Raw genomic sequence first — 16,596 nt, forward strand, 5'->3', positions numbered from 1 at the left:
AAAAAGGATAGGATTGCAGATATTCATTCTGCTTTCTTGTCCTTTTTTTGTTGGAAATGTTCGAATTATAAAAAAATGTAATTTGATAAAATTTATGAAATCTAAAATTCTGTCAAATCTCAATATAATGAGACTATCAAGAGAGAGAGGAAGATGGGGGAAAGATGAAAAAAATCAAAAAAAATGTTACAACTGTGGCACTTACAACAGGTCTTGTAGCAAGCGTATTTAATCCAATGTCTATTACACACAATGTTCATGCACAACCAGTTTCAAAAGTGGAGCAAGTTTTATCAGCTCTTACACCAGCTCAACGTGAGGCAATTAAACAATTAAAAGTTAGTGACAAAGAAGGACTTCAAGTATCTCCAGATTTAGATTTAACAAGTGATGCACAAACTTCAGTTATTGTTGAATTTAAGGACAAGCCTGCACAAACAGCGGTAATGGTAGCTGAGACAGCAGGTTCAAATCTTTCTGAATCAGATGCACAAGCAAAAGTAGATGCTTCACACGAAACGTTTGGTCAAGATCTAAAAACGATCTTCAGTAAAGAACTAAAAGAGAAGAAAAATCCATACAAAATTAAACGTTCATACAAAAAAGTATTTAATGGGGTTTCAATGACACTCCCTGCTAATAAAGTAAAATCATTACTTAAATCGAATGCCGTTCAAGCAGTATGGAGTGATTTACAAGTTCAGTTAGATGATCCAACTGTTAAAGAACAAGCGTCTGGGCAACAAAGACCAACTCATAATATGGTAACTTTCCCTGGCGTTGAAAAACTTCATGAAGAAGGTTATACAGGTAAGGGCGTGAAAATTGGTATTCTTGATACGGGAATTGATTACAATCACCCGGATTTAAAAGGTGCATTTAAAGGCGGCTATGACTTCGTTGATAATGACAATGATCCAATGGAAACAACATATGCTGATTGGAAGAAATCTGGACTACCTGAAACAAGTGGTGGTGAAGCTTTTTATACTGAGCATGGAACACATGTAGCTGGGATTATTGCGGGACAAGGTAAAAATAATGCGGACTATGCGGTTACGGGTGTTGCCCCAGATGCTGACATTTATGCTTATCGTGTTTTAGGTCGATATGGATCTGGGCAAACTTCAGCAATTTTAGCTGGTATTGACAAAGCAGTATCAGACGGTATGGATATCATCAGTATGTCACTTGGAGCAAACTACAATGATCCATTATATCCTACGGCAATTGCGGTAAATAATGCTGTACTTTCAGGTGTAACAGCGGTAGTTGCAGCAGGAAATTCTGGTAATAAAATGTATACATTAGGTTCTCCAGGAAATGCACCTTTAGCAATCACAGTTGGAGCAAGTGATACGTCTGTTACGATTCCACAATATACAGCATCAGCTCATTTATCAACTGGTGATTCACCAACTGATCTAAAGCTAGCTGCCCAAGGAGATTCTGATAATATAGCGGATTTTCAAGGTCAAACATTGAAAGTGGTAAACGTAGGATCTGGTGCAGATACTGCTTATTATAAACGTGATGCGGATGGTGGTTATACGATACCGATTGATGTAAATGGAAAAATTGTTATCGCACAACGTGGTAACCTAGGCATAGCTGATATCGTCAATACAGCTAAAAAACACGGAGCAAAGGCGGTATTTTTAATCAATACGCCTGGAGATACATTACAAGATGTATTTTTAGGTAACACATACGGATATATTCCAACGTTTTTAATAAACAACCAACAAGGTACAGCTATAACAAGTAAACTACTTCTAACTGAAGCTATGAAAGGAAATTCGATTGACTTTACATTCGGTAATATGAGTCAAACTGTCACACAAGGTAATAAATTAGCAGACTTTAGTTCTCGTGGTCCATCACGTGTGCTATATGATATAAAACCAGAAGTAACAGCACCAGGTGTCTCTGTATTCTCAACAGTACCTGCATATATGCATAAGGACGATAATGGGAATGCATTAACAGATTATCAAAATGCTTATGAGCGCTTATCAGGTACATCAATGGCTACACCGAATGTTTCTGGGGTAGCAGCATTGTTAAAACAAGCTCATCCAGATATGACGCCAGCAGATATTAAAGCATCACTTATGAATACAGCTGATCCTTTAAATGATAAATATAGTGTATATGAAGTTGGTGCTGGCCTTGTTAATCCATACAAAGCTGTGCATTCTCAAATGGAAATTCAAGTGAAAGACAAAACGAAGACGTATAACGGTAATGGTAATTCAGAAGGTACGATTACACTTGCCAGTAAAGGAATCAAAACGATTAAAAACATTACTGGTGCATTAAGTTTTGGTGAACAGTCTACTGATGGAAAGGATTTAGCAGATCAACGTTCAATGACTTTATTTAATAAAAGTTCTGAAGATAAAACGTTTGATGTAAAAGTCCAATTCCAAACATTGGATGGAAGATTTACAAATGACTCTAGAGCAGACCAAGACGCTGCTGCTAACGGCGTTACATTAGACGTTAAATCAACGGGTAAAGTGAAACGTTACAGCAGTGCGAATATGGATGCTACAATTAATGTTCCTAAAACTGCTAAACTTGGAACATATGAAGGCTATGTAGTATACACGAATCAAAAGAATCCTGATGAAACATATAAAATTCCATTTGCTATTCATACAGTAAAAGAAGGAATTGATTATGTTAAAGGAGCTCCAGAAGCATTTACCCTACCATATGAAGCAGGTAGTAATGCAACAAGATGGTCGATTGGAGTTAACTTTAAGCTAAACTCCCATATGCGTAACTTTGATTTCTTCCTAGTAGATCCAAAAACAAACGAAGAGATTGGTTACCTTGGTTCAGCTGATGGAATGGGCGCTCAAGAAAATATTGACTATTATTTCCAAGGTGTATTGAACAATGGTCAATATTATCCATTAACTGGAGATCCTGATAACCCAATTGCATTTGATTATAAGGAAGTTGACCCAGGATTATGGAAAATTAGATTAGTAGGTACAAATGATAATGGTGAAACCTTCACTAGTGATGCACCTGTTTATTATGGTGAGAAAGAGCCAAAGGTTACGATGAACTATGAAGCAGGACAAATCGTTGAAACAGCTAATGCAACTGATAAAACTGTTACGGTAACAGGTGCGGCATTTGATAAAGACATAGCTGAAATGCAAGCTGCAGGAATTACTGCTTCACAAGGCGAGAATAAAATGTATTATTATAATCCAAATAATTCTGCTGAAATTAACATCCCAGTAGACCAAAATGGAAACTTCAATAGTTCAATACCATTGGCTACAGCTGGTCCAGTATCATTGCCAATTACACATTATGATTTTTATGACCGAAATAAATCAACTGTTGAAAATTATGGAAGTTTTAGAGACGTTTATTTTGTGAAAAAAGGCACTGCTTATTCTACAGCAGTTTCGGATAAACAGAGAATCAACATGGGAGATACAACAACAGTAACGTTCTCATCAAAAAATGTAGGAACTAAAGTGAAAAAAGCTGAATACTCATTCTTATATCCAGTCCAGTTCTTAGATACTGTAAGTGTTAAGCCGCATGGAACATATAGTGGAAAACTAGATGTTCAATATACAACTACTTCTTTTAACAGTACTTACAATAAAATGACGATCACAGCAACAGCACTTGGTGACCTTGCGACTACAGGAATTACTGGAGATACTTCTTTAGTAGACTTGACGTTTAAAGCAAAAGACCAATACTACAAAGGTCCAATGACATTTGAAGATTCAACTGGGTCATCTACTTTCTTTAGTGCTATTTATACGAATGTGGATGATAGTAAGGTAACAACACAGGGTATCCAACCTTATTTCTATATTACTCCTACTTATTCCCTAATGAGGAGTTCAGTTCAGCCAGAAGGATTAGTTACAGGAATTGGTACGGCTGGAGTAATTGTTGCGAAAAAGATTGACTTTAACAAAGCTGGAACAAAAATTAGTGTAAAAGATTCTAATGGTAAAGAATATGGAGTATCTGATCCTCTAGGATATAGCTCAAGTGCTCCAAACGGCTTTACGACTAGATTACCGATCACAGATAAGCCATTTACATTATCAATTGACGTTCCAGGGCATTTCACATTCAAGAAAGACTTTACAGTTGGCATTAAAGAAGACGGTAAAGTTACTGCAGGATCTAAACCAGTTGATTATGATTATATCCCTGGTGGAGATGTAAATAAAGATAATGTAATCGACGTGAAAGATGCTCTATACATCCAAACATATTGGGGCACAAATAAGCGTGACGCAGATATCAACTATGATGGTGTAGTAGATGAGCAAGATATGCAGTATGTAATTGATAACTACTCTATGCAAAATCCATGGAACGACAATGCACCAAATGCAGTTAAGAAATATAAAGGTGAAACTTTAGATGATGTTTTAACTGACCTGGGTTTAGAGTAATTGAATAATAGGATTATCGTAAAATCGGTGACAACAACATGTTGTTACCGATTTTTTTATAACTGATCATATCTAAGAGGCAATCTACTTTATTCCACCGAAGGAAGGCGTAATGAAATTTAAACAAGAGATCCTCTATTTCTACATAATGAATTACTGTCAAAAATACCATTTTCTAAGTAGTTCTTTATATACATTTTAATTAATTACTAACTAAATTTTATTAGTGCTTTTAGAAACTATTAACAATACTGGTTTATTACCCCAAATCTTTATAAGTACTCCACTAATAAATTATCCTTTTAAAGTAGTTATTAACATTTTTCGAGGTAAAGACCCTAAATTCTATTTAAAAGTCGTTTATTAGACAATCTTTTTAACCGAAATTGCCAACTTATAATTCTATCGAACTATGCTTCATTCCCCCAATTTACTGTGGAAAGTGGAGTATGTAAAATTCATATTGTATTTATTTTTTACTAGGAATGATTAGTAATCTGTCATTTTATTAATTTACTAATTTTATAAAAGTAGCAAAATAAATATAAAATTTAAAACGGAAAAAAAGGAGCAATGTTAATGAGCAAGCGAAATTTTAAGGCTTTTAAAGTAATGTCTACTGCGGCTGTAACATCCTTACTTTTTTCATCATTCACAGTGTTAGCGGAAACAAATAGCAATTCGAATCAGCCAGAAAATCAAATTATCGCAGCTAAAGATCTACCAACTAATCAGGAGAACGTATCAGAACAGCAAGTCCAAAAGCAAGATCATTACCAATATTCACCTAACGATTCAGTACGAGTGATTGTTGAAATGACAGGAGAACCTGTACAAAGTGGCAAAGGAAATGAAACGGAGAAGGAAAAATTAAAGCAATCTCAGCAATTATTGATTCAAGAGATGAAGAAAACGAAAAATATGAAAATTAAAGAGCGTCATCACTTTGTGACAGGTATTAACGGATTTAGTATGGATACAGAATATAAAAATATTAAAGAAATTGAAAAATTACCAGGAGTAGCTAGTGTCCAAATTGCGCAAGTCTATCAACCAGCAGCAAATCCAGGTGCATCTATGGTACAAGCCCAAAAGGTATGGGAAGATTTAGGTTACCACGGTGAAGGTATGCTAGTTGCAGTTGTAGATTCAGGGGTCGACTATAAACACCAAGATCTAACTCTATCTGACCATGGAAAAGAGAAAGCAAAATATAACTCTACTAATATACAAGCCAAATTTGATGAAACAGCCGTAAATGAACGCTGGTATTCAGATAAAGTACCAACTGGCTACGATTGGGCTGACGATGATCAAGATGTTTTCCCTTATGCCAGCTCACATGGTATGCATGTAACAGGAACGATTGGAGCAAATGGTGCTGATGAAACAGACGGAGTAAAAGGAATTGCACCAGACGTGCAAATACTAGCAGAAAAAGTCTTTTCTGATTATTCTTCTGTGGGGGCATATGCGGATGATATCGTAGCAGGAATCAATCATGCAGTCGAAATGAATGCCGATGTTATCAACTTAAGCCTAGGCACTGACGGCTCGTTTGTGACTGAAGACGATCCAATCCAAAAAGCAATTCATAATGCCACAGAGAAAGGGGTATTAGTAGTAGCAGCTGCTGGAAACGCATACTACAGTTCGAAGAGTGGTACTGTTAAATATAATTCTCTTCCTTATGCTCAAGATCCAGATATTGGAGTAGTAGGTGCACCAGGTTCAAGTCCTTTTGCTTTGCAAGTTGCTTCTTATGAAGGCGATCAAGTCCATATGGATACACTTAATTTGTCGAATGGAAAATCACTAATTTATAAACGTATTTCAGGTGCTCAAATGGCTGATGTATTTCCTCAGAATCAAGAAGCGGAGTTAGTGTATGTAGGTAAAGGGGATACTCAGGATTACACTGGAAAAGACGTAACAGGTAAAATAGTAGTAGCTGAACAACAATATATTGGAAGTGAAGCCTATATACAATCCCCTGCTGTACAGAGGGGAGCAAAAGGACTTATTGTAGTTCCTCTAGCAACACAAGGTGATTATGCTTCATTAAGTCTTAATTCGGGTTACTACATGCCAGGTTTAAGTATAGGGATTGCAGATGGTAAAGGTTTAATCGATCGCTTGAAATCGGGTGAAAAGATTACGGCACGAGTAGGTAAGGGAACATGGATTGATAATAAAAATAAGGGGAAAATGTCTGAGTTCTCTTCAATTGGAGCACCACATACCCTTGATTTTAAGCCTGAAATCAGTGCTCCAGGTGGAAAGATTTATTCTACTGTTGTTAATAACAAATATGATACATACAGTGGTACATCCATGGCCTCACCTCACGTTGCAGGTGGTGCGGCTCTTGTTTTACAGTCTCTTTATAAAAAAGGACTAACGCATTCAGAAAGTGCAGCTTTAAAAGCGAAGTTAGCGTTAATGAATACGTCGAATATATTAATGGATCCAAGAACAAATGGAGAAGTTCCTTATTCTCCACGAGTACAAGGATCTGGTTTCATGCAAATTAAAAATGCGATTAATACGCCTGTCGTTGTCTCAAGAAAAGACACTCCTTTAGAACAAGCTGGTGCTGTAGCATTAAAAGAAATTGGCAAAAATACAAGTTTTAAATTAAACGTTGAAGCCTTTGATGCACCTAAAGATAAAAATAATAGTGCCGATATCGAATACAATGTTTATGTAGATTTACTTAAAGATAAAACCGAAACAAAGCAAGGTGATTTTGACAAAGACGGTACGATGGATTTAAGAGATTACTTAACATTAACTAGTGAACGAATAGATGGAGCAACAATTACAGTTAATGATAATAAAGTAACCGATAAAACTGGATCATTACTAAAAATTAAACCTGGTCAAACAAAAATGCTAACTGTAAATGTTTCTTTACCTGATTCTATAAAGAATGATAGTTTCGTAGAAGGCTTTGTTCGCCTAGTTCCAGTGGATAAAGATAAAGCAGTTCCTATATCAGTTCCATACATGGGCTTTTACGGGAAGTGGGACGAACCAAGAAATATTGACGCTCCGGCATGGGACAAAAATGCATTTTTACGGGAAACAGCTCTATTCCCTTACTGGGGTGAGAAGAACTGGCTAGGAAGGCCAACAGATATACCAATTGGTTATGATAAAGCGACCAAAACTTTCAAGGAAGAAAGAATGGCCGACTCTCCATTTGCTGCAAATCAAGGTGTTTACTCGATTTTTACCGCGCTACGTAATTTAAAACAAGTGCATATGTATGTTGAGGATGTAGCAGGTAAGCAAGTTCGAGACCTTGGTAATTACAGTGAAGGAACGGAAGTACCATATCATTTTAGAAAAAATATAATGGCAAATGGTGACTTCTGGTATCCAGGATATGGATGGGATTTGAAAACCGAAGACGGAAAATATGCACCAGATGGAAAGTATCAATTTGTTATAGAGAGTACATTAGCTTATGATGGGGCACGACCACAAAAGATGAAAATGCCAATCTATGTAGATTCAGTAGCACCAAAAGCAGAAAATATTCAAGTCAACAAAACACCAGACAATAAATATCAGATTACTTGGGACATGAAGGATAATGAAGGGGGAAGCGGCTTAACGAAATCTTATGCTTATATCGACGGTATTTATAAAAATATATCCCCAACACAAACGTCTCTAATCGTAAATAGTGAGCCGAAAAGTATTAACTTTATGTTATTTGACTGGGCAGGTAACGTTCGTGATGAAATATACGGCGAAAGCCCAATGTTACAAGAAGAATTATTCCTTTCAGTGTTGGATGTATGGGCTAGACCAATAACACCAGAGGAACCGGGTCATATTTTAGGAGTCGGAGTGAAAAAATTAAACTGGAAATTTACGATTGAAGATCCTAATGGAAAAGTGGTCGATACTTGGACAGAAAAAAACACAGAAAATGCTTATAGAGTATGGGCACCAACAGCTGATATGCCTGCAGGAAAATACAAAGTGACATGTGAGATGGAAGACGAAACAGGACTTAAAATTAATGCAAAAGTACGATATATGACAGTTGTAAAACCTTAATATAATCTATTAAAGTAAAAACCTCAATCCGCTATGAGTCTAAGTTGGATTGAGGTTTTTACTTTCGGAAATAGAGTTAAGCCCATAGTACGAGTGGGTTTATAATAATAAAAAAAGCTATCAATCCCTAAAAACAGGAATGATAGCTTTTTTTATTATTGTACTACAGTTACTTTACTAGGTGTAGAGGTAATTTTAAATCCATCCTTCGTAACTACGTCAGCAGAGATATAGTAAGTGCCATTCGGAAGGTCAGACTTTGGTACCCACGTTGTATGGACTTCTTTTTCATTTTTAATTGCAAAAGTATCGACGATTTTACCATTTGCATCTTTTACATTAAATGTCCAGTCGCTTCTGTTTTGTGCAAAGAAATCAACATCTGCTACTCTATTTTTGTTTAGATTAGTAGTAGGGTATACACTTGTATTTGATAGAACCATCCACTCACTCATATATTTTGAGCTTTGATCTCCCCAAACTGTATATGAATGATTAAAAGCATTGTCTGCTCCGATTACTACAATACTTTTTGGCTCCGTATTTACAAGCAATGTTTGCGCGGAACCTGGGAAATAATAATTTCCATCAACCCAAACCGATGAAGCGACATATCCACTTCCGTTCTCGTTATCTGTACCTTTCCATGAAATTTCATATTTACCATTAGTTGGTGTTACTTTAATATCAGTAACTTTAGGTAATGTTGAATCGACTTTTACAGGCATTTTAACTTCTTGTGGTCTTGCACCTGGATAGTCAAGAGTTGTTCTGATTACATATTGGTAAGTTCCATCAGGTACGATATTTCCTGAATCATCAGTCATATTCCAATAGTAGCTATCAGTGTAATAATAATCGCCATATGACATAATATTTTTTCTGAATTTCCATGGTTGTCCTGTGTATTCACTGAAGTCACCTAAATATTTGATCATTTTTCCTGATGGGTCTTCAATATACATCTCAGTTTTTTGTAAATTTCGTAATGCTGTAAATCCAGCATATATACCATGTAAATGATAGTTTGGAGAGATGGCAATTTTATTTAAATTGAAAGTTCCAGTTTTACCATCATACCCCTTTGGTGCACTTCCAGAATATTCATCCCATAGTGCTGTATAGCCTAAAAATGCATCTTTATCCCATGCTGGGGCATCAATATTTCTTGGTTCATCCCATTTACCATAAAAGCCCATATATGGAACTGATATAGGAACTGCTTTATCTTCGTCCACAGGAACTAGTCTTACAAATCCTTCTACAAAACTATCATTCTTTAATGAATCAGGTAATGAAACATTTACAGTCAACATTTTTGTTTGACCAGGTTTAATTTTTAATAATGAGCCAGTTTTATCTGTTACTTTATTATCATTTACTGTGATTAAAGCACCTTCTATACGTTCACTAGTCAGTGTTAAATAATCTTTTGAATCCATCGTTCCATCATTATCTAAATCAAACTGTTTTGTTTCAGTTTTATCTTTAAGTAAATCTACATAAACATTGTATTCGATATCAGCACTATTATTTTTACCTTTTGGTTGATCAAATGCTTCTACATTTAATTTAAAACTAGTATTTTTACCGATTTCTTTTAACGCGACTGCTCCAGCTTGCTCTAAAGGAGCGTTTCTATTTGTGACAACGACAGGAGTGTTTATTGCATTTTGAATTTGCATTAAACCTGAGCCTTGTAAACGTGGAGAATATGGAACTTCTCCATTTGTTCTAGGATCCATTACAATATTAGATGTATTCATTAAAGCAAGCTTAGCTTTAAGAGCTGTGTCCTCTGAGTGTTTTAGTCCCTTCTCATAAAGCGATTGTAATACTAACGCTGAACCACCTACAACATGCGGCGTTGCCATCGATGTACCACTCATCACTTCATAATCATTACCTGGCACAGTGGAATAAATATTTCCTCCAGGAGCAGAAATTTCTGGTTTAAAATCTAATGTTGAAGGAGACCCGTAAGATGAAAAGCTAGACATTTTGTTTTTGTTAACATTATCTACCCAAGTATCGCCTGCTAATTTCATTTTAACAATTTGTCCACTTGTTAATTTGTTAATTAACTCTTGTCCGACTGCTTTACCAGTTGTAGCAGCTGGAATTGTATATGGACTAAAGCTTAAGTACGAATAATCATTCAAAACATCTGGCGGAATAACAATGATTGCTTTTGCTTTATATTTTGCTGCATTAAATTGAGCGAAAGAATATGATGTATATTGATTTTTCATTTTTACTACGACTATTTTTCCAGCTAAGTCTTTATTAGTAAAATCAGTAGCTTTCGAACCTTCGCCTGCATATACCAACTCATACTCTTGACCTGGTATTAAGTTTTTAGAAAGCTTAAAATTAACACTAGGAGCAAACATTGTTTGATCTTGGAAAGGTAGTTTAAACCCAGTTGCATCACCTAATGTATTTAAATGCATTTTAGTATTTTCATAGGATGCAACCGATAAAGCGAATGGACTTACCCCAGGTGCACTTACTGTTCCAATATCAGGATTATCTGCGTATGGTTGCATTGCTGAAGGGAAAAGAAGATTATGTTTTGTACTGTATGCAGAATTACCTGCCGCAACAACTACAAGACTTCCCTGTTCTGTTGCAACTCGGATCGCTTTTTGAATAGGGTCATCCACTTCACTAACATCACCTGAATCGACGCCTAAACTCATATTGATTACATCTGCACCCATTGTTACAGCATGTTCAATACCAGCAATAATATCATCCTCATATGCTGATTCGTCATTATCTGAAAACACTTTTTCTGCCAATAATTGTGTACCTGGAGCTATACCTTGAACGCCACCAGTTGAGTCATCACCATTTGCACCGACGATACCTGAAACATGTGTACCGTGTGGACTTCCGTCGCCTCTAGGAATTACATCTGTATCATGATCAGCCCAGTCATAACCAGTAGGTACTTTATCTGTGTACCAAACGTCACCTACAGCAGTAGCATCTAATTTACTTTGAATTCCACTTTTCGTTAATTTTTCTTTTTGTTTGCCTTTTTCTGTGATCGTCATATCTTTATGGGTGTAGTCAATACCTGAATCGATAATCGCTACAAGTAGGCCTTCACCTTGATATCCATATTGATTCCAAACCTTTTGAGCTTGTACTAATTCTTTACTTGCTGCCATCGTTTCATGGTATGTTCTAGCAACATGAACGCTAGTAACACCTGGAGTTTTCTCAATCTCATTCAAGTTCTGATATTCTGTCTCAACACTAAATCCATTAAATCCTTCATAAAAGCGTTGTTTTAGCTTTGGTGAATTTGTATTTGATTTATTTTTCTTTTGAATTTCATCCATAACTTGATCTTGTTTTTCTTTGTATAATGATTTTTTATTTGTTGGAGTAATTTCAGTAGTAGATGGTTGATCAACTTCTACAATAAAACGGACCTTATCAGTTGGTTTATAAGCTTTTTCAGATTTTTTGGCATCAGTGTACAAGTTTTCTTTTTCATTTTGAGTTTGATTGAGTATTTGCGGTTCTTGATTGTCGATTGGTTGAGATGTAGAAGTAGTTTCATTGTTGTACGCGAGAGCAGTGTAGGATGAAAAAATCAAAGTTGTTAGAGCTGTAGTAGTCATTACTTTAAACGCTTTCAATTTACTGTTTTTCATTAAATCGCTCCTGTTCATTATGATAATTTGTCAATAATTGTATTTCTTAAACACGCTTTTAAGAGAATAGTAAGTTTTAAAGGATGAATGTTTGGAAATATTAAACTAACTCTTACATTGAGTGATAAATAAATACAATATTTAATATATATCCAGCGAAATTTTAAGTAAATTGGGGAAATTCCATGTTTTTAATGTGTGAATTTCATGACTGAAAAAAAAAAATAGACAATTTTCGAACTTCTTTAAATATTCCAAGACAATTATTTTTAGGGAACCTGTTAGAATTTGTTGAAAAATCATTATTTGTTGGATCCTTGATTTGGGGAAATTTTGTCAAAATCAATTATTTCTTAATGATTCGATTAAAAATGTTAAAGTTTTTTAACCAAAATATGTGTAGGCTGAGGTTTGAAAACACACGATTATTTTTAAATCACAATTAAAAAAGGGGAGCTTAGAAGAAACTGTTACTTTAAAATAGGCACATAATGGGACTCTCATTCATAATACTACGATAAAGGTTACTTTTAGCAGGATGGTGGTTGAAATGGGAGACGAGTCTAAAGCATTAGTGGGCTCTGTGATTGTATCGATTGGAACAATCGCAGCTGCAATTGGCTCCACGCCATCCAACTATATAAAAAGTAGTGTTCGTGATGACCTATCTATAATTGGGAATATTTTACAGGCTACAGGAAATGGAATTGATGCGGATGTTGAGGGTACTGTACTCAGACCAGTCGGAAAATTAATAGGAGCAAGCGGAAATATTACTGTTACTTCAGGACTGGTTTTTGACATTCCAAAAGAAGCATCCTATAAATTATTCATTGTAGGAAACTTGTTACAAGCTTTGGGGCAAGGAGTTAATATTGGAGACGTAATTGACCTTACGCCTTTCCCGGGCCAGGCCGAAAATATTGTAGGGAGCCTAACATCATTTATCGGAAACTCGTTACAGGCAATAGGGTGGTCCGAAGCATTATATGATATAAAAGGGGATGAAAAGAAGCTTAGTTATTATGAGGAATATCTAAAAAAAACAATGGTCTCAGAATCCGAATCATTGGTTGCAACAGGAAGTTGGATCCAAGCAATTGGTACTGTTATTTCAGTAATCGGGGTAGTAAAAGAAGTAAGTGGCGTAAATTAATCGAAAATATTAATTTATCGGATACTACTAAAATTTGCAGAAAAACGAACTTAACAAGTTAATACGTACATTAGGATAGCTTGGATAAATTTGTTCACGCTTTATTTGTATTGATCGGTTTTTAGCTTAAGTATGTTAAAATGCATTAAAAGTAGAAAACAAGCGATAATTATAGAAGAGTTTTTAGTTTAGTTACATAAATTAAATAAAAAAACTTTTTTCCCCCGTATCTTTTTATACTTCTATTCCGTTTATAGGTTAGAGAGTGTTAATAAAGGAGTGAACATAAATGTCTAGTAAGTTTAGTCTTCACAGCACAGAAAAGGAAGAACAGGATGAAGCAACAGATGAATTTTATTGGCAGAAGTACTATCCTAAATTGCAACGCTATTGTCGGTTTCTAGCCCAAAATGAATGGGATGGTGACGATATTGCACAGGAAGCATTTTTTAAAGCAGTAAAATATTATAATAAAGAAAAAATGAATTCGGCTTTATTAAATAAAATAGCTTACAACCATTGGATTGATACTTTACGAAAAAGAAAAGAAGAAACGATAACTCCTGATTTTGAACTTTCTAAATATGCAGTTAGTCATTCGATTGATCATAAAATGAATAGCGTAGAGCTCTTACTTAAACATTTTACTCCAAAACAAGCAGTTATCTTTTTTCTAAAAGAAGCATTTCAATATAAATCCAAAGAAATAGCAGACATTTTAGGAACGACTGAAATAGCCATAAAATCTAGTCTGCATCGAGCGAAAAAGCGTCTAGATAAAACGAACAAAGAGGAAGAATCCCTTTCTGTTGAATATTTTTGGAATGAGGAAGAACGCATGAAGCTTGAAGAAATTTTTCATTTAGCTTTAGAAGTCCAAGACCCTACAGTCTTAATTCAAGCGATCCCTTCCTTTGATCGTATTATTGAAAGTCCTAAAATGCTATTCGGTAATTTCCAATCGTTCCGTAAACAAACTCCTTCAAGCACTCTCTGCATGGCTGCATAGCCAATTAACGCTTTTAAGGAGGATTTTTAAATGACGACAGTTCCTTATGTAATTGAACAATCTAATCGTGGTGAACGTTCATATGATATTTATTCCCGTTTATTAAAAGATCGAATTATTATTATCGGTGATGAGATAAATGATCATGTAGCAAATAGTGTAGTTGCACAATTATTATTTTTAGCTGCAGATGCACCTGATAAAGAAATCTCACTTTATATAAATAGCCCTGGTGGGTCAACTTCAGCAGGATTTGCGATTTATGATACGATGCAATATATAAAGCCAGATGTTAGAACAATTTGTACAGGAATGGCAGCGTCTTTTGGTGCGATGCTTTTGCTAGCGGGAACAAAAGGGAAACGTTTTGCACTTCCGAACAGTGAAATCATGATTCATCAACCGTTAGGAGGAGCAAGAGGCCAGGCAACAGAAATCGAAATATCTGCTCGCCGAATCTTAAAATTACGTGAGCATATTAATCAAATAATTTCTGACCGAACAGGACAGTCAGTCGAGAAAGTAGCAAAGGATACAGATCGAGATTATTTTATGAGTGCAGAAGAAGCGAAAGAATATGGAATAGTTGATGAAATTCTGTATCCTAATAATTAAATAAATGATCAATGAAAAAGGTTAGCGGTGCTAGCCTTTTTTTGTGCATTGAGGAACCTAATTTGTTTTACTTCAGATATTTTAATAGATACATTTAAATTATTTAGAACGAATAAGCTAATTTTCTATGAATAGCATTAACTAGTACGCTTAAGTTTAAGCTTAAAATAATGTAAATATCAGATGGGGAGGGTTAAAATGACTTTCGAACAAAAGAGTATAGCCGACTTTATGCACCGAGGTATTACAGAAGAGAATACTTACTTCTTTTTAAATGATTTTACTTCTATATTAGTAAGTGGGGAAGATACAAATGGGGTTTTTTGTGTCTTGCATTGCAACGGTAAAAAAGATGGTGGACCCCCTCTTCACGTACATGAATTAGAAGATGAAACGTTTTATGTATTAGTGGGAGAAATTACTTTTTTTATTGGGGATCATACAATTTTAGCTAAGGCTGGGGATTATGTATTTGCACCCCGGGGAATTCCTCATACGTTTAAAGTGCGCTCTGAAAATACTCAATTCATTGTTACTGCTTATCCTTCAGGTTTTGACCAATTTGTAAAAGAACTATCTGTTCCATTTAATAAAGGATTCAATAAACCGATAGGTCCTCCATCAGATGAAAAACTTCAGAAGTTGATTGAGGTGTCAAAAAAATATAAAATATCTTATCCAAATTTATAAATTTAATAGAAGACTATTTTCTACTTGGAAACTTTTGTATTCTTTAATTAAAAGGTTTTCTTAGGAAAGAGGATACGAAAATGAAGCATTTAAATAAGCTAAACCCAATTGAAGCAGCACAACACTTTATTAAACAGTACTTTCCAAAGTGTCAGGGAGCATTACTAGCAGGTAGCGTAGTCCGCAGCGAAGCAACAGAAACATCTGATCTTGATATTGTTATATTAGATAAAAGCTTTAGCTCTTCATATAGAGAGTCATTAAAAGAATTCGGTTGGGATATAGAAGTCTTTGTACACAATTTAACATCTTATAAACAATATTTTAAAAGTGATTATGAGAGGGCTAGACCTTCGCTTCCACGAATGGTTTCTGAAGGAATCATTTTAAGGGATGAAGGAATAATTGAGGATATTAAAAAAGAAGCAAATGATATTTTAGATAAGGGACCAGAAAAATGGTCAGAGGAAATAATTAAAGTAAAGCGATATTTTATTACGGATACACTAAATGATTTTATAGGTTCCTCAAATAGAGCGGAAGAATTATTTATAGCTAATACGCTAGCAGAACTAGTAAGTGAATTCGTTTTAAGAACAAATGGTAAATGGATTGGTTCTTCAAAGTGGCTTGTTCGCTCGTTAAAAGAATATAACGAGGATTTCACAAACTGTTTTGTAGAGGCTTTTGATTCGTTTTATAAGACTGGTGAAAAGAATAGAATAATCAAATTAGTTGATGGAGTTTTGCAACCTTTTGGCGGACAGCTGTTTGAAGGATTTTCTTTAGGAAAAATATAGTTTTTAATTTAAGCGTAAGTTTGTTAAGGAAAAGGAGTCATCTTTGAAATGCTCAATTGTTAGACACAACTAACAATAATATCTTTAAGATAAAAACTAAAAGGATCGTCTTCTGTTCAATACAGAG

General features: G+C 35.0%; 8 protein-coding genes. 7 read left to right on the forward strand and 1 reads right to left on the reverse strand.

Annotated features, from left to right (window positions below; all coding sequences use genetic code 11):
- Nucleotides 1-164 precede the first annotated feature (164 nt).
- Both COI44_RS02420 and COI44_RS02425 read left to right on the forward strand, forming a co-directional pair.
- Nucleotides 165-4,454, forward strand: coding sequence for a S8 family serine peptidase (locus COI44_RS02420; RefSeq protein ID WP_098426489.1), 4,290 nt, complete (start codon nt 165-167; stop codon nt 4,452-4,454).
- Between the two features lie 579 nt (nt 4,455-5,033).
- On the forward strand, nt 5,034-8,528 hold the full coding sequence (locus COI44_RS02425) for a S8 family serine peptidase (protein ID WP_098426490.1): 3,495 nt from the start codon (nt 5,034-5,036) through the stop codon (nt 8,526-8,528).
- 155 nt (nt 8,529-8,683) lie between these two features.
- On the opposite strand, the gene COI44_RS02430 is transcribed toward COI44_RS02425, so the two are convergent.
- Nucleotides 8,684-12,199, reverse strand: a complete 3,516-nt coding sequence (locus COI44_RS02430) for a S8 family serine peptidase (protein ID WP_098426491.1) — start codon at nt 12,197-12,199, stop codon at nt 8,684-8,686.
- Nucleotides 12,200-12,749: 550 nt separating this feature from the next.
- Between COI44_RS02430 and COI44_RS02435 the strand changes: the two genes are divergently transcribed.
- From COI44_RS02435 to COI44_RS02455, 5 genes are all read left to right on the forward strand, one after another.
- Nucleotides 12,750-13,355 carry a DUF6944 family repetitive protein gene (locus COI44_RS02435; protein WP_098426492.1) on the forward strand — a complete coding sequence of 202 codons (606 nt, stop codon included), beginning with the start codon at nt 12,750-12,752 and terminating at the stop codon, nt 13,353-13,355.
- 289 nt (nt 13,356-13,644) lie between these two features.
- Nucleotides 13,645-14,364: a sigma-70 family RNA polymerase sigma factor gene (locus tag COI44_RS02440; RefSeq protein WP_098426493.1), complete on the forward strand. Its 720-nt coding sequence runs from the start codon at nt 13,645-13,647 to the stop codon at nt 14,362-14,364.
- A 30-nt stretch (nt 14,365-14,394) separates the two neighbouring features.
- Nucleotides 14,395-14,979 carry an ATP-dependent Clp endopeptidase proteolytic subunit ClpP gene (gene clpP / locus COI44_RS02445; protein ID WP_098426494.1) on the forward strand — a complete coding sequence of 195 codons (585 nt, stop codon included), beginning with the start codon at nt 14,395-14,397 and terminating at the stop codon, nt 14,977-14,979.
- Nucleotides 14,980-15,177: 198 nt separating this feature from the next.
- Nucleotides 15,178-15,669, forward strand: coding sequence for a quercetin 2,3-dioxygenase (locus COI44_RS02450; RefSeq protein WP_098426495.1), 492 nt, complete (start codon nt 15,178-15,180; stop codon nt 15,667-15,669).
- Between the two features lie 80 nt (nt 15,670-15,749).
- The gene (locus COI44_RS02455; protein ID WP_098426496.1) at nt 15,750-16,469 is read left to right on the forward strand and encodes a nucleotidyltransferase domain-containing protein; all 720 of its coding nucleotides are present in this window, start codon (nt 15,750-15,752) and stop codon (nt 16,467-16,469) included.
- Nucleotides 16,470-16,596 lie beyond the last annotated feature (127 nt).

The organism is Bacillus sp. AFS088145, assembly GCF_002564465.1.
In the GTDB taxonomy this organism is placed as follows: domain Bacteria; phylum Bacillota; class Bacilli; order Bacillales; family Bacillaceae_G; genus Gottfriedia.

Excerpts from the sequence above, each read along its gene's own strand:
- COI44_RS02420 (WP_098426489.1), top strand. The coding sequence starts at position 165 with ATGAAAAAAATCAAAAAAAATGTTACAACTGTGGCACTTACAACAGGT.
- COI44_RS02425 (WP_098426490.1), top strand. The coding sequence starts at position 5,034 with ATGAGCAAGCGAAATTTTAAGGCTTTTAAAGTAATGTCTACTGCGGCT.
- COI44_RS02430 (WP_098426491.1), bottom strand. The coding sequence starts at position 12,199 with ATGAAAAACAGTAAATTGAAAGCGTTTAAAGTAATGACTACTACAGCT.
- COI44_RS02435 (WP_098426492.1), top strand. The coding sequence starts at position 12,750 with ATGGGAGACGAGTCTAAAGCATTAGTGGGCTCTGTGATTGTATCGATT.
- COI44_RS02440 (WP_098426493.1), top strand. The coding sequence starts at position 13,645 with ATGTCTAGTAAGTTTAGTCTTCACAGCACAGAAAAGGAAGAACAGGAT.
- clpP (WP_098426494.1), top strand. The coding sequence starts at position 14,395 with ATGACGACAGTTCCTTATGTAATTGAACAATCTAATCGTGGTGAACGT.
- COI44_RS02450 (WP_098426495.1), top strand. The coding sequence starts at position 15,178 with ATGACTTTCGAACAAAAGAGTATAGCCGACTTTATGCACCGAGGTATT.
- COI44_RS02455 (WP_098426496.1), top strand. The coding sequence starts at position 15,750 with ATGAAGCATTTAAATAAGCTAAACCCAATTGAAGCAGCACAACACTTT.